The sequence below is a fragment of the Mycobacterium sp. Panama NTM2 genome (genome assembly GCF_054355555.1).
In genome coordinates this window covers 2,430,113-2,450,585 of record NZ_CM135953.1, presented here as the reverse complement: position 1 = coordinate 2,450,585, position 20,473 = coordinate 2,430,113, and the positions used below count along the sequence as shown (strand labels likewise).

Annotated in this window: 19 protein-coding genes and 1 pseudogene; 4 read left to right on the top strand and 16 right to left on the bottom strand. The window is 69.3% G+C overall.

What is annotated here, in order from left to right; translation table 11 throughout:
* Nucleotides 1-118: 118 nt before the first annotated feature.
* Nucleotides 119-727 (bottom strand): hypothetical protein, encoded by a 609-nt coding sequence (locus tag ACXYX3_RS11750; RefSeq protein ID WP_458611788.1) that lies wholly within the window; start codon nucleotides 725-727, stop codon nucleotides 119-121.
* Between the two features lie 136 nt (nucleotides 728-863).
* On the opposite strand from ACXYX3_RS11750, the gene ACXYX3_RS11745 reads away from it, so the two are divergent.
* Together ACXYX3_RS11745 and ACXYX3_RS11740 are read left to right on the top strand one after the other, a co-directional pair.
* Nucleotides 864-1,235 carry an XRE family transcriptional regulator gene (locus ACXYX3_RS11745; protein WP_458611787.1) on the top strand — a complete coding sequence of 124 codons (372 nt, stop codon included), beginning with the start codon at nucleotides 864-866 and terminating at the stop codon, nucleotides 1,233-1,235.
* A gap of 12 nt (nucleotides 1,236-1,247) precedes the next feature.
* Complete coding sequence (locus ACXYX3_RS11740; RefSeq protein WP_458611786.1) at nucleotides 1,248-1,982, top strand: hypothetical protein; 735 nt, start codon at nucleotides 1,248-1,250, stop codon at nucleotides 1,980-1,982.
* Here ACXYX3_RS11740 and ACXYX3_RS11735 read toward each other — a convergent pair.
* From ACXYX3_RS11735 to mutA, 5 genes are all read right to left on the bottom strand, one after another.
* Nucleotides 1,963-3,114 (bottom strand): MEDS domain-containing protein, encoded by a 1,152-nt coding sequence (locus ACXYX3_RS11735; RefSeq protein WP_458611785.1) that lies wholly within the window; start codon nucleotides 3,112-3,114, stop codon nucleotides 1,963-1,965. The genes ACXYX3_RS11740 and ACXYX3_RS11735 overlap by 20 nt on opposite strands.
* A 308-nt stretch (nucleotides 3,115-3,422) precedes the next feature.
* Nucleotides 3,423-4,691: an esterase/beta-lactamase LipL gene (gene lipL / locus ACXYX3_RS11730; RefSeq protein WP_458611784.1), complete on the bottom strand. Its 1,269-nt coding sequence runs from the start codon at nucleotides 4,689-4,691 to the stop codon at nucleotides 3,423-3,425.
* A 59-nt stretch (nucleotides 4,692-4,750) separates the two neighbouring features.
* Nucleotides 4,751-5,737, bottom strand: coding sequence for a methylmalonyl Co-A mutase-associated GTPase MeaB (meaB, locus tag ACXYX3_RS11725; protein WP_458611783.1), 987 nt, complete (start codon nucleotides 5,735-5,737; stop codon nucleotides 4,751-4,753).
* Complete coding sequence (gene scpA / locus ACXYX3_RS11720; protein ID WP_458611782.1) at nucleotides 5,738-8,002, bottom strand: methylmalonyl-CoA mutase; 2,265 nt, start codon at nucleotides 8,000-8,002, stop codon at nucleotides 5,738-5,740.
* A complete protein-coding gene (gene mutA / locus ACXYX3_RS11715) occupies nucleotides 7,999-9,861 on the bottom strand; it encodes a methylmalonyl-CoA mutase small subunit (RefSeq protein WP_458611781.1) in 1,863 nt (620 codons plus the stop codon). The genes scpA and mutA overlap by 4 nt, the downstream gene beginning before the upstream one ends.
* 132 nt (nucleotides 9,862-9,993) lie before the next feature.
* On the opposite strand from mutA, the gene ACXYX3_RS11710 reads away from it, so the two are divergent.
* Nucleotides 9,994-10,728, top strand: a complete 735-nt coding sequence (locus ACXYX3_RS11710) for a TVP38/TMEM64 family protein (protein ID WP_458612057.1) — start codon at nucleotides 9,994-9,996, stop codon at nucleotides 10,726-10,728.
* Here the strand turns inward: ACXYX3_RS11710 and ACXYX3_RS11705 are convergent.
* The 3 genes and pseudogenes from ACXYX3_RS11705 to ACXYX3_RS11695 form a co-directional block, all read right to left on the bottom strand.
* Nucleotides 10,622-10,975 (bottom strand): annotated as a pseudogene (locus ACXYX3_RS11705) (DoxX family protein); the annotation flags it as partial. The gene ACXYX3_RS11710 and the pseudogene ACXYX3_RS11705 overlap by 107 nt on opposite strands.
* A complete protein-coding gene (locus ACXYX3_RS11700) occupies nucleotides 10,972-12,189 on the bottom strand; it encodes an SPFH domain-containing protein (RefSeq protein WP_241203694.1) in 1,218 nt (405 codons plus the stop codon). The gene ACXYX3_RS11700 and the pseudogene ACXYX3_RS11705, both read right to left, overlap by 4 nt.
* A gap of 12 nt (nucleotides 12,190-12,201) precedes the next feature.
* Entirely contained in the window at nucleotides 12,202-12,636 is a 435-nt protein-coding gene (locus ACXYX3_RS11695) for an NfeD family protein (protein WP_458611780.1), read from the bottom strand.
* A 59-nt stretch (nucleotides 12,637-12,695) separates the two neighbouring features.
* Here ACXYX3_RS11695 and ACXYX3_RS11690 point away from each other — a divergent pair, with 59 nt between their 5' ends.
* On the top strand, nucleotides 12,696-13,553 hold the full coding sequence (locus tag ACXYX3_RS11690; RefSeq protein WP_458611779.1) for a hypothetical protein: 858 nt from the start codon (nucleotides 12,696-12,698) through the stop codon (nucleotides 13,551-13,553).
* Here ACXYX3_RS11690 and ACXYX3_RS11685 read toward each other — a convergent pair.
* The 7 genes from ACXYX3_RS11685 to moxR1 all read right to left on the bottom strand — a co-directional run bounded on the left by ACXYX3_RS11685 (nucleotide 13,550) and on the right by moxR1 (nucleotide 20,392).
* On the bottom strand, nucleotides 13,550-14,572 hold the full coding sequence (locus tag ACXYX3_RS11685) for a ferrochelatase (protein WP_458611778.1): 1,023 nt from the start codon (nucleotides 14,570-14,572) through the stop codon (nucleotides 13,550-13,552). The genes ACXYX3_RS11690 and ACXYX3_RS11685 overlap by 4 nt on opposite strands.
* A 12-nt stretch (nucleotides 14,573-14,584) precedes the next feature.
* Nucleotides 14,585-15,394: an NADH-dependent enoyl-ACP reductase InhA gene (gene inhA / locus ACXYX3_RS11680; RefSeq protein WP_241203698.1), complete on the bottom strand. Its 810-nt coding sequence runs from the start codon at nucleotides 15,392-15,394 to the stop codon at nucleotides 14,585-14,587.
* 20 nt (nucleotides 15,395-15,414) lie between these two features.
* On the bottom strand, nucleotides 15,415-16,146 hold the full coding sequence (fabG1, locus tag ACXYX3_RS11675) for a 3-oxoacyl-ACP reductase FabG1 (RefSeq protein ID WP_241203699.1): 732 nt from the start codon (nucleotides 16,144-16,146) through the stop codon (nucleotides 15,415-15,417).
* A gap of 87 nt (nucleotides 16,147-16,233) precedes the next feature.
* The gene (locus ACXYX3_RS11670; RefSeq protein WP_241203700.1) at nucleotides 16,234-17,244 is read right to left on the bottom strand and encodes a VWA domain-containing protein; all 1,011 of its coding nucleotides are present in this window, start codon (nucleotides 17,242-17,244) and stop codon (nucleotides 16,234-16,236) included.
* Nucleotides 17,241-18,248: a VWA domain-containing protein gene (locus tag ACXYX3_RS11665; protein WP_241203701.1), complete on the bottom strand. Its 1,008-nt coding sequence runs from the start codon at nucleotides 18,246-18,248 to the stop codon at nucleotides 17,241-17,243. Before ACXYX3_RS11665 ends, ACXYX3_RS11670 begins: the two co-directional genes overlap by 4 nt.
* Nucleotides 18,249-18,282: 34 nt before the next feature.
* Complete coding sequence (locus tag ACXYX3_RS11660; RefSeq protein WP_241203867.1) at nucleotides 18,283-19,200, bottom strand: DUF58 domain-containing protein; 918 nt, start codon at nucleotides 19,198-19,200, stop codon at nucleotides 18,283-18,285.
* A 46-nt stretch (nucleotides 19,201-19,246) separates the two neighbouring features.
* Entirely contained in the window at nucleotides 19,247-20,392 is a 1,146-nt protein-coding gene (gene moxR1, locus ACXYX3_RS11655) for a chaperone MoxR1 (RefSeq protein WP_241203702.1), read from the bottom strand.
* Nucleotides 20,393-20,473 lie beyond the last annotated feature (81 nt).

The following is a 20,473-nucleotide window of genomic DNA, read 5'->3' as shown; positions in this document are numbered from 1 at the left end:
TCGCAGGCTGTGACGGGCCCACCCGTTCGGGTCTAGTGAGCGCTCGGCGCGCCGTTCTTCCGAAGGCTCCCCGGTGATGGCCGGATCGACGCCAGTGCCGCCAGTCTAGCGGGGACGGTTACAGCGGCGCGCCGGCGTCGGAGGTGATCTCGATCAGCGCGAGGCCGAACTGTTCGGCCAGCTCCTCGACCGAGTAGGCGTCGAACCGGGCGGCGTCATAGGTCCAGTCGACCTGCAGGGCGTCAGCCGTGCGTCGGACGTGGATCTGCAGGGCGGCGGTGTCCGAGGCGTCGACGGCTCCGTCGAGCAACAGAGCGATGTCGGCGGGTGCATCGGAGACGGCCTCAGACAGGGCGTCAGAGAGTGCATTGTGCGCCCCCTGCAGCATCTCACTGGGCCCCATCGGCATGCCGGCCGCGCACAGCAGCGTCACCGCACGAGGCGATCCGAAGGCCTTGCTGCGGACGGCCACCGCGACAGCGCCGTCCCCGCGGGTGCGGCCCAGCGTGCGCCCGAGGGCGGCGAGCAGGATCTCCTCAGCCCGTACACCGAGCCACTCCGCCGCTCCGTCGAGTTCGGCGGCGAGTTCGCTCGATGCAGCGCTCGCGTGGGTGACCAACTGGGCAGGGGCCGACGGCGCCGCCCCCCGGTCGAAGATGTCCAACGCTATCGGCGCCGCAATGGCCAAGGCGTGCTTGACCTCGTCAGGCAGGAAGGGAGCGACCATGCAGCTAACCGTAGCGCGGATGTCCCAGAATTGGGAGACTGCTCCCAAAACTGTGACGGCCGTGTCAATTAAGAAAAGTCTGATCTGTTTGCCGCCAGGGCTGACCTGGCGGCCGTTCCCGGTTTACAGTGTTCAGGTGCCCAGGACCGACGAGAACGGCAGACAGCTCAAGGCGTTGCTCGACTACCTGCTCGACGGGGAGATCGACGCGAAGGACATCTACGACGCCCTCGGCACGTCCAGCAGCACGTATTACCGACGCATCAAGGAGCACGACTACCCGAACGCCGAAGAGCTCCGCCGGGTCGCCGATCGCTTCGACCTCAGCTATCCGGATCTGCAGATCCAGTTCGGTCTGATGACCCGGCAAGAAGTGTTCACCTACGTCGAGTCGGCCCGCGCCTCGGTGGCGACCCGCCAGACCTCGGCACCGGCGGTGGCTGCGCAGACCCCGCGTCGGCCTCGGTTGTCGGAGCTGACGCCGCGGCTCGACGCCCCGCCCCTGTAAGAGACGGTCCCGATGGCCCTGGCGTCCCTCATCGCGATCACGCTGCTGTGTATCGCATGGAGCTTGTGGATACGGCGTGTCACGTGGTCGTGCCGCTGGGAGGTGGCCGCGACGCTGAACATCGCGCTGCAAGGCATCGCGGTGGTACTGATGTCGCCGTGGGCCTCCGAAACGGTCGGCCACTGGCTGTATTCACTGACCGGCAAGTGGAACCTGGAGGATTACCTCGGCCACGATGCCTACATCGTGGCCGCATCCGCGGTGGTCTACAACACGCTCGGCCGGCTCGAGACCGACCACGCCATGCACCAGAGGTTCAAGCAGTTCGTCGAGCGGCCCGCGACGCTGTGCATTCCATTGCTGCTCGCCGCGTTCTGGCTCGGGAACGGTGCGGCGATCTACCGCCCGGACTTCTTCGAGGTGCCCACCGACCTGTGGCTGAACCTGTACTGGCTGCTGCTGTGCGGAATGCTGATCTACCTGCTGAGCTACGGGTCGCGCGCACTCCTGATCCTGCGCAGCGATCCGCGATCCCGCCACATCGCCAACATCTACCTGTTCGCCTCGGCGATGGGGATCATCGCGTGCCTGGTACGGATCGTGACCGCGCTCGTCCCCGACCTTCAGACGGTCCAGGGCAGCACGCTGGTGTGGTTCTTCGCGTGCGCCTGCGGTGCCGGTTTCGCGCTGACGTCGGCACACTCGTGGCGCCTGCGTACGAAGTGGTTCACCCGCGCGGGCGCCTGACGGCGTCACGGGCACGGAGCAGGAACTCGGTCGTCTTGTCGTAGTCGGGCCGCGGCCCGTCAGTACGCCATTCGTCGACTATCGCGTGAGCGACCTCGCGCAGCTTCAAGTTGCCGTTCTGGGACAACGACTTCATCAGTTCGAATGCGTCGTCGGCGGTCAGTCCGAAGGCCGACATCAGCATGCCCTTGCACTGCTCGATGGCCGGCTGGCTGGCCAACCGGTTGTTCAGCTGACTCATCTTGGCCTGCAGTTCGGCGATCACCACGGGATCGGGACCCGGCACCACCACCGGCCCGATGCGCACGTGCGACAGACGGTCATCGATCGATTCGACCGCCGACGCCCGGACCAGCAGGGTGATCGACCGGCCGTCGCACCGAGCGGCGCGGTCCAGACCCGACACGAACTCGGCGGACAGGTGGTCCGCACCACCGGCGTCCACGGTCACCGACGTCGAACTCGGCGGCGGCAAAGCCGTCCGCACCGCGTCGACGACGGCGGTGGCGTGCTCGGCGTCCACCACACCGGCGACCGCGACATCGGCGTCCGGGGCGGCGAAAACACGGTAGGCGCCACCGTCGTGATTGACGAAGGGATGCAAGCACACCAGGTCAGCCGCGCCGTCCAGTCCAGACAGGTCGTAGGCGCACAACGCAGAGACGGGAAAGCGCGCCATCTGTTGGTCCACCAGAATCTCGAAACGTGCGAACGCCCGACGCTGGGTTTCGGTGCGTGCGACCGGGGTGGCGTCCACCACCGCTCGGAAGCCGGTGTGACCGTCGGCGACGGCCCGTTGGGTCGCGGCCACCCGCTCGGCTACCGACGTCTCAGGGTCGACCATGTCGGTGCCGGGAACGAAGCTGTAGAACCGGTCTGCGGGGATGACGGTCACGGGTGCGTCGGCGACGTCTGTACTCATGGTGTTTCGCACCGCGGCCAGTTCTGCGGTCAGCGATCGGGAGCTCCCGCCGCCGACGAACACCACCAACTGGCCCTGCCGTATCCCGTCGGTGAGGTACTCCGCGGCGCGGTGATGGAAGTCGCGCCGGTCGCGATATCCCCAGCCGAGGTGACCGAACGGGAGCAGGCCGGCCGCTGACCCGACGACACCGTGAAGCCGGCTGGTCATCACCTCACCCCATTCGCGCGATCCAGGGGAAACCCTACGCCCGCCCCCTGGGCCCCCCTTCCCCATTCGGCGACCGTGGAGGCAGCCATGTGCGAGCCGCGCCATGTGTCGGCAAATCGCGACGGTAACGTCAAAAATGACGCTTGCACCGGCCTGTCCTCTATCCGCTGAGCGAAACCAGCGATACCATGGCTCGGGCGCCGGACGGGGAATGGTCGCTTCTGCTCCGCCGCCCGGCGACGACGTGGACCGCGATTGCAGTGTTCAGCAAACAGCACTGACCCGAGTCGCCACCCCAGCGACGAAACTCAGACGGCCGTCGCAGTCACGTCCTCGAAAGGTGCCCCGAAGTCCGGCACGGGCCGGTACCCCCTGGTTCGGGCCACCGCCGCACCCCGCCGGATCAGGGCCGCCGTGGTCACGAAGCCGGCCTGGTCGCTGACCACGAACGGGGTGAGCAGCCGGTTGTGGACGAAGCCGAACGCCAGCCCCCGCTCCGGGTCCGCCCAGCCCAGTGAGCCGCCCAGACCCACGTGGCCGAATCCGGGCAGGATGCCGAACAGCGGAAGCCCGTGATAGCCGAGATGGAACGACAGCGGCATGATCAGGCTGTGATCGGGGCGCAGGCTCCGCCTGCCCACGAGTGCCGCGGCCGTCTCCCGGGACAGGAACTGGGTGCCGTCGATGCGGCCCTCGTTGGCGATCGCGCCGTACATGCGGGCCAGCGCCCGGGCGGTGGCGACGCCGTTGGCCGCCGGGATCTCGCCGTCGAGCAGAGGGGTGTCACCCTGGACGAACGCCTTGACGCCCGGAAAATACATGGCGCCGAAGCCCGCCGAGATCGGCAGCGCGGCCAGGTGCGGCGCGACCAGGTTGAACAACGGGTTCTGGAGTTTGCTCTGCGGACCGATGATGCGCGCCGGCTGCGTCGGGGCGTGCACCGGCGGACGCCCGAGATGCAACCCGTCGGTGTTCAGCGGTGCGGCCACCTCGCTGCGGATCAGCTCACGCATCCCGGTGCCCGTCACCGACCGAGCCAACCCGGACAGCAGCCAACCGAAGGTGAACGCGTGGTAGGCCGGGCGGCCCACCAGCCAACTCGCCGGCGCCGCGGCGAGACGATCCTCCATCACCATGTGGTCCATCAGGTCGGGACCCGCGGCCCCGTTCAGTTGCGACAGCCCGGCCCGGTGGCGCATCGCGTCGCGCACCGTGATCTTCGCCTTGCCGTTCGCGCCGAATTCCCGCCAGTACTCCGACACCGGCGCGTCGTAATCGATGAGGCCGCGATCGGCGAGCCGGTGGATGACCGTGGCCGCCACGCCCTTGGTCGCGGAGAACACCATGGGCGCCGTGTCGGCGGTCCAGTGCCGTCTGCCCCTACGGTCGGACCAGCCGGTCCAGACGTCGACGACGGGCTCGCCGTTCAGGTACACCGCCAGCGCGCCACCACCGAACCTGCGGTGCGGGAACATCTGTTTGAAGGCCCTGACAGCCCAGGAGAACGCGGGGTCTGCAGCTCCCTGCACCCCGTGGGGAAGCGCGCCGTCGCGCTCGTCGGAATTGACGCCCGTCACAATGCAACGAACATACGCCTCGCCGCGGCAAAGCGGTGCAGAGTTACCGATTCGTTAGGCTAAGGATTTGCCGGGCGCTCTGCGGCGTCCAGGATCTGCTGGGCAGCAAGCGTCGGCGTCAGCTCGCCGTCGCGCACGGCGCGCTCCACGTCGGCCCGGATCTCGCGCACCCCGGGGTGCGACAACACCCGGTCGAGTACGGCGTCGCGCACCATCGACCAGGTCCATTCCACCTGCTGAGTGCGCCGCCGGGCCTCGAACTCCCCCGCCTCGGTCAGCACATCCCGGTGCCGCAGCACCGTCGCCCACATCTCCTGCAGCCCTGTGCCTTCCAGTGCGCTCATGGTGAGAACCGGCGGTCGCCACAGGGTTTCGCGGGGGTAGAGCAGACGGATCGCGCCTGCGAGCTCACGCGCGGCGGCTTTCGCCTCGACCGCGTGTTCGCCGTCGGCCTTGTTCACCACGACGACGTCGGCGAGCTCCAGAACCCCCTTCTTGATGCCCTGTAGCGAATCGCCGGTGCGGGCCAGCGTCAGGAACACGAACGTATCCACCATGTTGGCGACGGTCACCTCGGACTGCCCGACGCCGACGGTCTCCACCAGGATCACGTCGTAGCCGGCCGCCTCCAGCAGCACGATGGTCTCGCGGGTGGCCTTCGCGACGCCGCCGAGCGTTCCTGAGGTCGGCGACGGGCGGATGTAGGCGTCCGGGTGCACAGCCAGCCGCGCCATCCGGGTCTTGTCGCCGAGAATCGAGCCGCCCGTCCGGGTCGACGACGGATCGACGGCCAGCACCGCGACGCGATGGCCCTGCTCGATCAGGTACATGCCCAGCGCTTCGATGGTCGTCGACTTGCCCACGCCGGGCACACCGGTGATGCCGACGTGCAGAGCGCTGCCGGCATCGGGCATCAGCTCGAGCAGCAGCTCCTGGGCGCGCTCGCGATGATCGGCGCGGGTCGACTCGACCAGCGTGATCGCCCGCGCGAGTGCGGAGCGGTCACCGCCGCGCAGCGCCGCAGCGAGTTCGACGGGTGAGCTCATCTACGAGAGGTCGTACCCGAGGCGCTCGGCGAGCTTGGTCAACAACCCGATCGCGGCGTCGGCGATCACGGTGCCCGGCGGGAAGATCGCCGTGGCACCGGCGGCGTAGAGCTCGTCGAAATCGCCGGGCGGGATGACGCCGCCGACGACGATCATGATGTCGGGCCGACCGACCTCGGCCAGCGCATCGCGCAGGGCGGGCACCAGCGTGAGATGTCCCGCCGCCAGCGACGACACTCCGACCACGTGCACGTCGTTGTCGGCAGCCTGGCGTGCCACCTCGTCCGGCGTGGAGAACAGCGACCCGACGTCGACGTCGAAACCGATGTCGGCGAACGCCGTCGCGATCACCTTCTGCCCGCGGTCGTGACCGTCCTGGCCCATCTTCGCCACCAGGATGCGGGGCCGGCGGCCGTCGGCCTCGGCGAACCTGGTCACCAGCTCGGTGGCGCTGCTGACATTGCTGGCCATGCCCACCTCGTCCCGGTACACCCCGGCGATCGTCCGGATCTCGGCCTGGTGCCGCCCGTACACCTTCTCCAGCGCATCGGAGATCTCCCCGACCGTCGCCTTGGCGCGCGCGGCGGCGATCGCCAGCGCCATCAGGTTGTTGCCCAACCCGTCCTCGCCGGCGCGACCGGAAGCCGCTGCGGCCCGGGACAATTCGTCGAGCGCAGCCTGCGTGGCCGCGTTGTCGCGTTCGGCGCGCAACGACTCGAGTTTGGCGATCTGCTCCGCGCGCACCCTGCTGTTCTCGACCTTGAGGACCTCGATCTCGTGGTCCTCGTCGACCTGGTAGCGGTTGACCCCGATCACCGTCTGCTGACCCGAGTCGATGCGGGCCTGGGTACGCGCGGCGGCCTCCTCGATGCGCAATTTCGGGATGCCCTCGTCGATCGCCTGCGCCATGCCGCCATGCTCGGCGACCTCGCGGATGTGCTCGCGAGCCTTCTCGGCGAGCTGGTGGGTGAGCCACTCCACGTAGTACGAGCCGCCCCAGGGATCGATCGGCCGGGTGGTTCCCGACTCCTGGGCCAGCAGCAGCTGGGTGTTGCGCGCGATGCGGGCCGAGAAGTCGGTGGGCAGCGCCAGTGCCTCGTCGAGGGCGTTGGTGTGCAGCGACTGGGTGTGTCCCTGGGTGGCCGCCATCGCCTCCACGCAGGTGCGGGCGACGTTGTTGAACGGATCCTGGGCGGTCAGCGACCAGCCGGAGGTCTGCGAATGAGTACGCAGCGACAGGGATTTCGGGTTCCGAGGTTCGAACTGGGCGACCAGCTCGCTCCACAGCAGCCGCCCGGCGCGCAGCTTGGCGACCTCCATGAAGAAGTTCATTCCGATGCCCCAGAAGAAGGACAGCCGCGGCGCGAAGGAGTCGATGTCCAGCCCGGCGTCGAGGCCCGCCTTGATGTACTCGACGCCGTCGGCCAAGGTGTAGGCCAGCTCGAGATCGGCGGTGGCACCCGCTTCCTGGATGTGGTAGCCCGAGATCGAAATGCTGTTGAACTTGGGCATTTTCACGCTGGTGTAGCCGAAGATGTCGGAGATGATCCGCATCGACGGCTTCGGCGGGTAGATGTAGGTGTTGCGGACCATGAACTCCTTGAGGATGTCGTTCTGGATGGTCCCGGCGAGCTTCTCCGGCGGCACACCCTGCTCTTCGGCGGCCACCACATAGAGGGCGAGGATCGGCAACACAGCGCCGTTCATCGTCATCGACACCGACACCGAACCCAGGTCGATGCCGTCGAACAGCTGGCGCATGTCGAGGATGGAATCGATGGCCACGCCGGCCATCCCGACGTCACCGGCCACCCGCGGGTGGTCGGAGTCGTACCCGCGGTGGGTGGCCAGGTCGAAGGCCACCGACAGACCCTTCTGGCCCGCGGCGAGGTTGCGGCGATAGAACGCGTTCGATTCGGCGGCGGTGGAGAACCCTGCGTACTGCCGTATGGTCCAGGGCTGGTTGACATACATCGTCGGGTAAGGACCGCGGACGAACGGCGGCAGGCCCGGCAGGCTGCCGAGCGGGTATCCCGCAGCGACGACGTCATCTCGGTCGGCGGCGATGTAGACGGGCTTGACGTCGATGCCCTCCGGGGTGGCCCAGTCCAGTTGATCGGCCGTGTACCCGTGCGCCTGCGCCGCCGCGACAGCCGCTTCGGTCACCTGGTCGCGCGTCGGCGCGGCGGCGTCACCGTCGGCGTGCAAGGGAACATCGGCGAAACTCTCGATGGCTGTGCGGGGTTCAGTAGCGGTCACCTTCATGCCCCCAATCGGGTCAGCAGATCCGACAGAACGGACACCGCGTCGATCTTGGCCGTGACGTAGCCGTCGGGTTTGATGTCGGCATCGGCGACCGCCTTCTCCGGGCCCGCCATCAGAATGTGGCGCACCCCAGCGGCGCGAGCGGCGGCCACCGCGTCGGCCACCTCCTGCCCGTATCGGGCGTCGGTACCGCACAGAATCGCGACCTCGGTGGAGCCCGCCGCGGCGATCGCGGCGGCCACCCCATCGGCGGTGACCGGCCCGGGATTCACTGCGTCGATGCCGCCGGCTGCGAGCAGGTTCGCCGCGAACGTGGTGCGGATGTTGTGTTCGGCCAGCGGGCCCAGCGGGAGCAGCACTGCGGCGGGCCGGGCCCCGGTGCGAGCCAGGAACGCATCGGAGCGGTCCCGCAGCGCCTCGAAGTGCGCTGCGTAGCGGTGCACGGTCGGCAACGGATTGCCTTGCGGGAGCGGCATTTCGGCGAGATTGGGGAACTCGTTGACGCCGGTGACCGCGGTGCGCCGATGGGCGATGTCGACGTCACGCCGCTGGGCGACCTCGGCGATGCGGGCGCGCACGTGGTCGCGTGCCGCCTCGAAACCGCCACCGGCTTCGATCTCCTGGAAGGCGCGCCAGGCCGACTCGGCCACGCTTCGGGTGAGGTCCTCCACGAACCACGAGCCGCCGGCCGGGTCGAGGACGCGCCCGAGGTGTGATTCCTCGAGCAACAGCAACTGGGTGTTGCGGGCGATGCGCCGTGCGAACGTCCGCGCCGTACCGGGGTATCCGCCGTCGATCGCGACGTCGAACGGGTGCACCAGCACGGTGTCCGCTCCCCCGACGCCGGCTCCGAACGCCGCGACCGTGGTGCGCAACATGTTCACCCAGGGGTCACGCTGCGCCATCATCGGCAGCGAGGTGATCGCGTGGACCGTGGCGGCCCCGGCCTCGGGCGCGCCGGCCACCGCGGCCACGCGAGCCCAGAGTTGCCGCACCGCACGGAGTTTGGCGATCGTCATGAACTGGTCGTCGTCGGCGGCGACACGGAAGGAGATCTGGCGCAGCGCGGTCGCGACGGGCAGGCCGGCGTCGAGCAGTGCCCGCAGGTAGGCCACGCCCGCACCGATCGCGGCACCGAGCTCCCAGGACGCGTTGGCGCCGAGGTCGTGCAGGGCCGGTCCGTCGACGGTGACCGCGCGCACGTGCCCGTCGAAATCCTGTGCCGCGGCCTGCGCGACAGCGGTCACCTCCGCCAGGGTGGGCGCCGCGCGATCAGCCAGCGGCGCGAGCAGCGGATCACCACCGAGGTCCACCGACAGGCGGGACCGCTGGTCCTCGTCGAGGTCGGCCAGCATCCCGAGCAGCGTCTCGGCGGTGGTGCGGTACACCGGCCCGGCGCCGGCGACCTCCACGACGATCGGCACCAGATCCAGGTAGACGCCGGCGAGCACGCGGGCCAGATCGGCCGGGTCGATTCCCCCCTGGCCTGAGTCTGCGCGGCCCACGCGCAGCGACAGCGCGCTGACGCCTTCGGTCAACGCGAGCAGGATCGCACCGTTGACCTCGTCGTCACTGGATCCGTCAGCCGGGAACACCTCGGCGACCTTCCAGCCCGACTTGACGTCGCGCAGCGCGTCACCGCCTCGGACGTACGGCCAGCGCCCCGGCAGCGCGGGTTCGGGCAGCTCGTCGGCCTCGGTGTAGAGCGGACGGATCGGGAAGCCCTCGTAGGTGTCCGAGTCGAGCACCCGCTCCGGCTCAGCACCCAACTCGGCCGGATCGCGGCCGCTGGACTTCGCCAGCACACTCGCCACCGCAGAACGCCATCGGTCGACATCGCCCGTTGTCTGCACAGCCATCAGGCTAAATGATGTTCCTCACGTCGGTGCCGAGAGGTGATCACCGCCCTACCCGTAGGGTGGAAAGCCGTGAAACCCGTCGTCAGCGCGCTGCGCACCGTGCCGGCGACCGTGCTCGCCACGCTGCGGGCGATGCCTCGGACCCGGCTGCTGGCGATGATCGGCACCGGTGTGATCCTCGTCGCAGTCGTGCTGCTGGTACCGCTACCCACCGCCGTGCAACTGCGCGACTGGGCCACCTCCCTCGGCGCCTGGTTCCCGCTGGCGTTTCTGGCCGCCCACGTGGTGGTGACGGTGTTCCCGTTCCCCCGCACGGCGTTCACCCTCGCCGCAGGCCTGCTGTTCGGGCCCTATCTCGGCATCCCGTTGGCCGTCGTGGCGAGCACGCTCAGCGCCGTACTCGCCGTGGCGCTGGTACGTGCCGCCGGCTGGCAGCTGGCCACGCTGGTCAGCCACCCGAAGGTCGACGCGCTCGACGCGCGGCTGCGCGAGCGCGGCTGGGTCGCAGTGATGGCCATGCGGATGATCCCGGCCGTGCCGTTCTCGGTGCTGAACTACGCAGCGGGAGCCTCCGCGGTGCGCCTGCTGCCCTACACCCTGGCCACCATCGCAGGCCTGCTGCCAGGCACCGCCGCGGTCGTCGTGCTCGGCGACGCGTTGACCGGCAACGTCAGCCCGCTGCTGTTCGTGGTGTCGTTGAGTACGGCCGCACTCGGGGTGGCCGGCCTCATCTTCGAGGTGCGGTCCCATCGGCGGGCGGCGGACCCTGCACCGTCATCGCCCCGAACAGCACGAGAAACGACGACGCCGCCGCCAGCCCCGGACTCCAGTCCTTCGCCCGGACGTGGGCACCGACCGCCAGCGTGAAGTACACCGTCAACATGAACGTCGTCAGCCTGGCCAGCGCAGGGAACCGGTACACCGACAGCAGCCCCACCGCGGACGCGGCCTTGACGATCGGCAGCACGGGCCGCACGTTCTCGGGCAGGCCCACCGCGTCGAGGGCCGCACGCACGGGCGCGATCGGGCCGATGCAGGCCACGGCGTCACCGGCCTGCAGCGCCGCCAGGACGGCATAGGCCCGCCGCGAGTGCAGCACCGCCGCCGCGGTCACTGGTCGCCCGCGCCGTGCCGCGGCGCCGCCTGCTGGGTGTAATCGGTGGCCGGGGGCTGCGTCTGTTGCGACAGCGGCGGATACTGCGGCCCGGCGCCGAGCGAGCCCGCGACCGGGGTGCGCGCCTCGGCGACCGCCTGGGCCACCGCCTGCGCGATCTCCGGGTCGGTCTGGGTGTTGAACCACTCCGCCACCTCGGCAGAGTCATCCTCCGGCTTGGCCAGGTCGTCCTCCACCGGCGAGGGCTGGTAGCGGAACACACCGTCGTCGCCGGGGGCGCCGAGCAGCTTCGTGAACCCTTGCAGCGCCGACCCGAAGTCGCTGGGCACCACCCAGACCTTGTTCGCCTCCCCCTTGGCCATCAGCGGCAGCGTCTGCAGGTACTGGTAGGCCAGCAGCTCGGGGGTGGGCCGGCCCGCCTTGATCGCGGCGAACGTCTTCTCGATTGCCTTGGCCTGACCCTGCGCCTGCAGGTACTGCGCGGCGCGTTCACCCTGCGCGCGCAGCATGCGGGACTGCCGGTCGGCCTCGGCGGCCAGGATCGCGGCCTGCTTGGCACCCTCGGCGGCGAGGATCTGCGCCTGCTTCTGCCCTTCGGCCTGCTTGATCGACGCCTCCCGATTGCCCTCGGCGGTCAGGATCATCGCGCGCTTCTCCCGGTCGGCGCGCATCTGCTTCTCCATCGAGTCCTGGATCGACGGCGGCGGATCGATGCTGCGCAGTTCGACGCGGGCGACGCGCAGCCCCCACCGGCCGGTGGCCTCGTCGAGAACGCCGCGCAACTGACCGTTGATCGAGTCACGCGAGGTCAGCGTCTGCTCCAGCGTCATCCCGCCGACGACGTTACGCAGTGTCGTCGTGGTCAGCTGCTCGACGCCGACGATGTAGTTGCTGATCTGATAGACGGCGGCCTGGGGGTTGGTGACCTGGAAGTACACCACCGTGTCGATGTTGACCGTCAAGTTGTCCTCGGTGATCACCGGCTGCGGCGGGAACGAGACGACGCGCTCCCGCAGATCGACCCGGGCGCGGATCTTGTCCACGAACGGCAGCAGCAACGTCAGCTGCCCCGACACCGTCTTGCTGTATCGGCCCAATCGCTCGATCACCGCGGCCTCGGCCTGCGGGATCAGCGCGACCGACTTCGCGACGATGATGATCGCGAACACCACCAGCACCGCGAGGAGAACCAGACCTGCAATCGCACCGTCCACTGTGACTCCTTCTCAAGCGATCTTGGACACGACCGCGGTGGCGCCGTCGATGTGCACGACGGTCACCTGGTCGCCGGGTTCATAGACATCGTTCTCGTTGTAGGGCCGGGCCGTCCAGACCTCGCCGGCCAGCTTCACCTGCCCGGCGTCCCGAGCGACCCGGTCGAGCACCAGCGCGCTCCTGCCCTCGAGAGCCCTGACCGGTTCCGGCAGTCCCGTGCCCGCGTGCATGCGGCGGCGCAGCGCCGGGCGGACCCCCACCAGCAGCAGCACCGACACCACGAGGAAAACCAGCCCGTCGGCCCACACCGGCCAGTCCAGCAGCCAGCTCGACCCCGCGGCGGCCAGCGCGCCGCCGCTGAGCATCAACAGGAACAGATCACCCGTCAGCGCTTCGGCGCCGGCCAACGCCAGTGCTGCGATCAGCCAGATCAGCGGTACGGGCATACCAAAAGACTAACGCGCAACCGGCTACAGAAGCTGCTAACAACTACACTGCAGCCATCATGTGGTGTCCCAGTGTTTCGCTGTCCGTGTGGGCCAACTCCTGGCTGGCCGGTGTCGCCGCGCCCGACGACGTGTTGGACGCGTTATCCCAATGGACGCAATCCCATTCGGTCACCGCCTACGATTCCGTGGCCGCCGATCGCACCGGGCTGCCGTGGCCGGATCTGGACAATGCGGGCGTCATGTCGCTGCTGCAGACGATGCGGACGGTGGCCCGGCCCGCGAGCGCTCAGCCCGCGATAGCGCTGGCCCTGCCGGTGCCCGGGGACGTCCGGGGCTTGCCGCCGGGCACCCAGTTCGGCCGCGACGCCATCGCCGTCGGCGAGGCGATCATCGTCGGTGACGCCCGCGCTGCGATCGGTGTGGTGCCCGACTTCGAGTACCTCGACGAGTACACCGACTCGGTCGACGAGGACGAGTTCGAGCCCGAGTTGTGCGGCCTGTCCTGGACCGTCTACTCGCTCGACCGTGCGCCGATGAGCTCGCACACCGACCTCGGCGAGGCCGAGTACACCCTGCGTGACGCCGTCCGGTCGGCCGCCGACGCCCTTGTGTCGCTCCGCGCCGGAGCGACGGGCGCCGACGTCGCCGATCCGCGTCGCCTCGTCGAGCAGGTGCTCGAATCCACACGCGCGCACCGTATTCCGGACCACGCACCCGAGCGGGCGGTCCGGGTGCTGGAGAATGCGGCACACGTCGATGCGATCATCACCGTCAGCTCCGGGTTGCTTCCCATCGGGCAGAGTTCGTCGGAGGTCCAGTTGGCCACCGATGCCCTGCGTCCGCTGACCGCGGTGGTCCGCTCGGCGCGACTGGCCGCCGTCGACGCGATCCTGCAGTCGGCCTGGCGACCCTAGGAACTACTGCAGTTCGGCGTGCACAGTGCGCCGTTGACGCTGCACCCGTACCCCGGCACCGGGTCGGGCCCCTCGACACGTGCGGCAGGCAGGCCGCGAACCACCTCGTCCATCAGATCGACCGCCAGGCGCGCGAATCGCGGACTGCTGTTGGGTGTCGTGGCCCGCGCCAGCGCGATCCCGGCCGCGTCGGCCTGCTCCGCCAGTTCGCTGTCGAGGTCCCACACGACCTCGATGTGATCGGCGACGAAGCCGACCGGGCAGACAATCACGGCCTTCGTGCCGGCCTGCGCCAGGCTGTCGAGGTGGTCGCCGACATCGGGTTCCAGCCACGGCACCTGCGGTGGGCCCGAGCGCGACTGCCACACCTGGTCGAAATCGGCGTAGCCGGCGGCGGCCGCGATCAACCGAGAGGCGTAATCGACCTGGCGTTCGTAGAGATCCGGGCCGCATCGGTTGGCCGCGCGCAGCGGAATCGAGTGCGCGGTGAACACCAGACGCGCGTCGTCCCGCAGTTCCCCGGGCAGCGTGGCGGCGGCGTCGCGGATCGCGTCGGCGAACATCTCGACCAGCAGCGGATGGTCGAAGTACTGACGCAGCTTGGTCAGCTGCGGCGCTTCCGGGCCGGCGGCGGCGCGGGCGCGGGCGATGTCCTCCTGGTACTGGGTGCAGCCGGAGTAGCCACCCCAAGCCGAGGTGGAGAACACCGCAGCACGGCGAATTCCGTTGTCGCGCATCTGTGCAACGGTGTCTTCGACGAACGGGTGCCAGTTGCGGTTGCCGAAGTAGACCGGGACGTCCGTGCCGCGCCGGGCGAGCTCGGCCTCGATCGCGGTGATCAGATCCCGGTTGATGCCGTTGATCGGCGACACCCCACCGAAATGCAGGTAGTGCTCGGCGACGCTGGCCAGCCGCCCCCGCGGGATGCCGCGGCCCCGAGTGACGTTCTCCAGGAACGGCATCACCTGGTCGGGGCCTTCCGGACCCCCGAAGGAGAGCAGGAGCAGCGCGTCAAACATGGCGGTGTCCCGTCACAGCAGCTGGGTGCTCGCCCCGCCGTCGGCGAAGATGATCGTCCCCGTCGTCGCCGGCAACCAGTCGGACAGCAGCGCGCACACCGTTTTGGCGACCGGCGTCGGGTCCTTCATGTTCCAGCCCAGCGGCGCCCGCTGATCCCAGCCCTCCTCGAGGAGCTGCATCTGCGCGCCGGCCTCCTCGCCGAGCGCGCCGCCGACGATCGCGCTCATCGCCAGGGTCCGGATCGGGCCTGCGGCAACCAGATTGGAGCGCACGCCGACCTTGCCGGCCTCGCGGGCGACGAAGCGGTTCACCGATTCCAGCGCACTCTTGGCGACCGTCATCCAGTTGTAGGCCGGCATCGCCCGAGTCGGGTCGAAGTCCATGCCCACGATGCCGCCGCCCGGATTCATGATCGGCAACACGGCCTTGGCGAGCGACGCATACGAGTACGCGGAGATGTGGATGCCCTTGGCGACGTCTTCGTAGGGCGCGTCGAAGAACGGGTTGATGCCCATGCCGGTCTGCGGCATGAAGCCGATGGAGTGCACCACGCCGTCGATCTTGTTGCCGTCACCGATCTCGGCGGTGATCCGGTCGGCGAGCGTGTCGAGATGCTCGGAGTTCTGCACGTCGAGCTCGATCAAGGGCGCCGGGTTCGGCAGCCGGTCGGCGATGCGGCGGATCAGCTTCATCCGGTCGAAGCCGGTGAGCACCAGTTCCGCGCCCGCCTCCTGGGCGACCTTGGCGATGTAGAACGCAATCGAGCTGTCGGTGATGATGCCGGTGACGAGGATCCGCTTGCCCTCTAGAAGTCCTGCCATGGTTGTCTTCCTCTTCTGTTCTAGTGGCCCATACCCATGCCGCCGTCGACCGGGATCACCGCGCCGGCGATGTAGCTCGCGTCCTCGGACGCCAGGAAGCTCACGGCGCCGGCGACCTCGGCGGCGGTGCCGATCCGTTTGGCCGGCACGAACTCCAGCGCGCCTTTCTGGATGCGGTCGTCGAGCGCGCGTGTCATGTCGGTGTCGATGAAGCCGGGCGCGACGACGTTGGCCGTGACGCCGGCCTTGGACAGCTCCCGGGAGATCGACCGCGCCATACCGATCAGGCCGGCTTTGGCGGCCGCATAGTTGGCCTGGTTGCCGATCCCCCACATACCCGACACCGACCCGATGAAGATGATGCGTCCGAATCGGTTGCGCTGCATGCTTCGCGACGCGCGCTGCACCACCCGGAACGCTCCGGTCAGGTTCGCGTCGATGACCTCGGTGAACCGCTCCTCGGTCATCCGCATCAGGAACGCGTCCTTGGAGATGCCCGCATTGGAGACGAGGACCTCGACCGGCCCCTGATGCTCCTCGACCTCGGTGAAGGCCCGGTCGACGGCCGCGCTGTCGGTGACGTCGCACTCGACGGCGAACAGGCCCTCGGGTGCGCCGGAGCCGCGATGGGTGACCGCGACCTTGTGCCCGTCGGCGGCAAGCCGCTGCGCGATGGCCAGACCGATCCCCCGGTTTCCGCCGGTCACGAGGACCGAGCGGGACACGAATGCGGGACGGCCGTTGTCGCTCACCTGTTCGCTCCTCGAGTGCTCGCCATGATCGTCAACCTAGTGCCTGGCCGGCTCGACCTCGAAATCGGCTCCGGCGCCGCGCGTCGCTCAGAGAGGCATCCTGCGGTTGATCAGCAGCGCGCACACCGCGGCGGCGGCCGCCAGCAACGTGCCCAGCCGGAGCCATCCGGCCGAGGCGTCGCCGCGGGTGGTTTCGTAGCCGATCTGCTCCTGCAGCGTGGTGTACACCCGGTTCAGCTCGTCCAGATTCGACGCGGTGTAGGAGTCGCCGCCGGAGAGCGAGGCGATCTTCTTGAGCATGTCGTCGTCGACGGGGACGTCGACGCGCTCGCCGTTGACCTCGACCGAACCGCTGGGCGTGCCGAACGCGATCGTGGAGATCGGCACGCCCTGATCCTTGGAGGCACGGGCGGCGGTGAAGGCGCCCTTCGGATTGTCCGGGTTCGCCGGCACCGTCTCCTTGCCGTCGGAGAACAACACGATGTGGGCCGGCGGCGGCGCGTCGCCGCCACCGATCACCGCGCCGACGGTGTTGATCGCCGTCAGCGCCGTGAGGATGGCCTCGCCCGTAGCGGTCCGGTCGGCCACCTGGAGGCTGTCGATCGCCCGCTTGCTGGCGTCCCGGTTGGTCGTCGGCGAGACCAGCACCGTCGCGGTGCCCGCGTAGGAGATCACGCCGAGGTTGATGCCGGGGGTGAGCTCGTCGACGAACTTCTTCGATGCCGCCTGCGCGGCGGCCAGGCGGTTGGGTTCGACGTCGTTGGCCATCATCGACTGGGACACGTCGATCACCAGCATCACCACCGCACGGTTGCGCGGGATCCGTTCGTCCTGGGTGGGGCCCGCCAGCGCGATCGCGAACACCAGCAGCGCGACCGCCATCAGCGCGGGCGCCACGTGTCGGCGGCGGCCCAGGCGCCGCGGGGACACGCTGTCGAGCAGATCGGTGTTGGCGAACCGCTCCAGCCGCTTGCGCGCCGACATCTGCATCAGCACGTACAGCCCGACGAGGGCGGCGGCGACGATCAGGAAGAACACCAACCACCACAGGTGCTGGAAACCCGTCAACGACAAGGGGCCCAGGAGGGGAAGGGTCATCCCGGCAGCCTCCGATTCAGCAGCAGCGCCGCCAGCGCGGCGACGGCCAGGATCAGCGCCCCGATCCGGAGCCAGCCGACACTCGCGTCGCCCTTGACGGTCTCGTAGCCGATCTGTTCCTGGAGGTTGGTGAACACGCCCTTGAGCTGCTCCAGCGTGGATGCGGTGTAGGAGTCGCCCCCGGAGAGCTCACCGATCTTGGCCAGCATCTCGTCGTCGACCGGAACGGGCTGGCGCTGATCGTTGATCTCGACGTAGCCGTACGGGGTGCCGAACGACACCGTCGAGATCGGGACACCCTGGTCCTTGGCGGTGCGCGCAGCCGTGTAGGCGCCCTTGGGCGCATCCGGGTTCGACGGCACGGTCTCCTTGCCGTCCGACATCAGCACGATCCGCGCCGGCGGCGGGCCGTCCCCACCGCCGAGGACCGCGCCGACGGTCGCAATGGCCTGCAGCGCGGTGAAGATGCCCTCACCGGTCGCGGTGCGATCGGCGAGCTGCAGCCGGTCGATCGCGCTCTTGGCCGCCTCCCGGTTGACCGACGGCGACACCAGGACAGTCGCGGTGCCCGCGTACGCGATCAGACCGAGATTGATGCCTGGCGTGAGCTGGTCGGCGAACTGCTTGGCCGCCTCCTGCGCGGCGATCAGGCGGCTGGGCGCCACATCGGTGGCGCGCATGGACTGCGACACGTCGATCACCAGCATGACCACGGCCCGGTTGCGGGGGATCCGCACGTCGTTGGTCGGCGCGGCCATCGCGGTCGTCAACGACACCAGCGCGAGAACCAGCAGGATCGCGGGTAGGTGTCGCCACCGCCGCGGCTTGGCGGGCGCCACGGTCTCGAGCAGTTCCATGTTGGCGAACCGCAGCATCCGCCGCTGCCGGCGGCGCTGCACGACGACGTAGAGCGCGACGAGCGCAGCGACCGCGATCAGGAACAGGAAGAACCACGGGTGCTTGAAGCCCGACAGCGAGGTCGGACCGAGCAGGGGCAGAGTCATACGAGGCGGGGCTTTCGGTCGTCTCGGCTCGGGCTCACCGCGCCGCGAGCGCGCCGCGGCGCCGGCTCGCGACGAACCGCACGACGTCGGCGATCCAGTCGCGGTCCGTCCGCAAGCTCAGCAGCGGTGCGTCGCACCGACGCAGCGTGCGCGCGACGTCGGCGCGGTGCGCCGCGGCGGCCCTCTCGAAGTCGGCGCGCAACTGCTCGTCGATGGTGAATTCCCGGGTCCGGCCCGTCTCGGCGTCCTGCAGCACCACGTCTCCGACGGGCGGGAGCTCGACATCGCGAGGGTCGAGAATCTCCACGCCGAGCACCTCGTGGCGCCCCGCGATGGCACGCAGCGGCCGCATCCAGTTGATCGGCCCCAGAAAGTCGCTGATGATCACGGCCATGCCGCGGCGCCGCTCCGGCCGGCGCAGCGCGTCGATGGCCGCAGCGAGATCACCGCGCACCCCCACCGGGGCTCGGGGCGTCGTCGCGATGGCGCGCAGCAGCTCCTGCTCGTGCATCCGGCCGGACAGCGCGGGCACGCGGCGCAGGGTGTCACCGTTGCTGATGACCGCGCCGAGCCGGTTGCCGCCACCGCTGTTGAGGAACGCGATGGCCGCCGCGGCGGCGACCGCCAGATCACGCTTCTCGCATCCGGTGGTCCCGAAGTCCAGGCTGGCCGACACGTCGACGACCAGCCAGGTCTCCAGCTCGCGGTCGGCGATCATCTGCCGTACGTGCGGCTGGGTGGTCCTGGCCGTCACCGACCAGTCCATCCGGCGCACGTCGTCGCCGGGCTGGTAGACGCGCGACTCCCCCGGCTCGGAACCGGGACCGGGCAGCAGACCCAGGTGATCGCCGTGCAGCACGCCGTCGAGCTTGCGGCGCACCGTCAGTTCGAGCTTGCGCAGCGCGGCCGTCAGCGCCGGGTCGCGGATCTCTCCGCGCTGCAGAGACGGCAGATCGACCGTTCGGCCAGGGCCGGGACCAGGAGTGGACGCCACCAGGTCAGCGGCCGTTCGCCGCGGCCGCCGCGGCCGGAACCGAGTGCCCCTGCTGCGGGATGGCATTGACCTGCGGCAGCGCCACGGTCTGCAGGATGCGGTTGATCACTGTCTCGGAGGAGATCTCGTCGGCCAGCGCGTCGTAGGTGAGCACGAGGCGGTGCCGCAGCACGTCCGGGATCACCTCGACGACGTCCTGCGGGATCACGTAGTCGCGGCCGCGGACCAGGGCCAGCGCCCGCGACGCGGCGATGATGCCGAGCGAGGCACGCGGGGAGGCGCCGTAGGCGATCCACGCCTTCGCGTCGGGCATCCCGAATCGGTCCGGCTCGCGGGTGGCGGTCACGACGCGCACGACGTAGTCGACCAGAGCGTGGTGCACGAAGTTGTTGGCCGCGACATCCTGGAGCCGCTGCAGATCCCCGGTGTTGAGGATCTGCTTGGGCTCCGGGGGCTTGACGCCCATCCGGTAGATGATCTCGCGCTCCTCCTCCGGGGAGGGGTAGTCGACGTTCAGCTTGAACAGGAAGCGGTCGCGCTGCGCTTCGGGAAGCTGGTACACGCCTTCCTGCTCGATCGGGTTCTGCGTCGCCATCACCAGGAAGGGACTGGGCAGGGGGAAGGTCTTGCCGCCGATGGAGATCTTACGCTCGGCCATGATCTCGAGGAGCGCGGACTGCACCTTGGCCGGTGCGCGGTTGATCTCGTCGGCGAGCAGGAAGTTGACCACGACCGGACCGAGCTCGATGTCGAATTCTTCCTTGCCCGCGCGGTAGATGCGGGTACCGACGATGTCGGTGGGCACCAGGTCGGGTGTGAACTGGATACGTGCGAACGTGCCGCCGACGACCTTCGCGAACGTCTCGACCGCCAGGGTCTTCGCCACGCCGGGCACACCTTCGAGCAGCACGTGACCCTTGGCCAGCAGCCCGACGAGCATGCGCTCGACCAGCTGATCCTGGCCGACGATGATGCGCTTGACCTCGAAGATCGCCCGCTCCAGGGTGTGCACCTCGCTCTGCAGGCCACCGTTGGACTGCGCGGCGGCCGACGGGGCGGGCGCGGCATGCGCACCCGTGGGGTAGCCGGGGCCGGGAGCCTGTCCGGGGAATCCTCCAGAGCCCTGCGGCGGACCACTCGGTGAGGTCATCAACATTCCTTCCACATGCGCAGTACCTGATGGTCTGTGCGGCGCACACCTCGACTGACACGGGCGCCGTCACGACACCCG

Excerpts from the sequence above, each read along its gene's own strand:
- scpA (WP_458611782.1), bottom strand. The coding sequence starts at position 8,002 with ATGAAGGTGACCGCTACTGAACCCCGCACAGCCATCGAGAGTTTCGCC.
- ACXYX3_RS11670 (WP_241203700.1), bottom strand. The coding sequence starts at position 17,244 with ATGACCCTTCCCCTCCTGGGCCCCTTGTCGTTGACGGGTTTCCAGCAC.
- ACXYX3_RS11695 (WP_458611780.1), bottom strand. The coding sequence starts at position 12,636 with ATGCCCGTACCGCTGATCTGGCTGATCGCAGCACTGGCGTTGGCCGGC.
- ACXYX3_RS11750 (WP_458611788.1), bottom strand. The coding sequence starts at position 727 with ATGGTCGCTCCCTTCCTGCCTGACGAGGTCAAGCACGCCTTGGCCATT.
- mutA (WP_458611781.1), bottom strand. The coding sequence starts at position 9,861 with ATGGCTGTGCAGACAACGGGCGATGTCGACCGATGGCGTTCTGCGGTG.
- ACXYX3_RS11690 (WP_458611779.1), top strand. The coding sequence starts at position 12,696 with ATGTGGTGTCCCAGTGTTTCGCTGTCCGTGTGGGCCAACTCCTGGCTG.
- ACXYX3_RS11735 (WP_458611785.1), bottom strand. The coding sequence starts at position 3,114 with ATGACCAGCCGGCTTCACGGTGTCGTCGGGTCAGCGGCCGGCCTGCTC.
- moxR1 (WP_241203702.1), bottom strand. The coding sequence starts at position 20,392 with ATGACCTCACCGAGTGGTCCGCCGCAGGGCTCTGGAGGATTCCCCGGA.
- meaB (WP_458611783.1), bottom strand. The coding sequence starts at position 5,737 with ATGAGCTCACCCGTCGAACTCGCTGCGGCGCTGCGCGGCGGTGACCGC.
- inhA (WP_241203698.1), bottom strand. The coding sequence starts at position 15,394 with ATGGCAGGACTTCTAGAGGGCAAGCGGATCCTCGTCACCGGCATCATC.
- ACXYX3_RS11685 (WP_458611778.1), bottom strand. The coding sequence starts at position 14,572 with ATGTTTGACGCGCTGCTCCTGCTCTCCTTCGGGGGTCCGGAAGGCCCC.
- ACXYX3_RS11740 (WP_458611786.1), top strand. The coding sequence starts at position 1,248 with ATGGCCCTGGCGTCCCTCATCGCGATCACGCTGCTGTGTATCGCATGG.
- ACXYX3_RS11710 (WP_458612057.1), top strand. The coding sequence starts at position 9,994 with ATGCCTCGGACCCGGCTGCTGGCGATGATCGGCACCGGTGTGATCCTC.
- ACXYX3_RS11665 (WP_241203701.1), bottom strand. The coding sequence starts at position 18,248 with ATGACTCTGCCCCTGCTCGGTCCGACCTCGCTGTCGGGCTTCAAGCAC.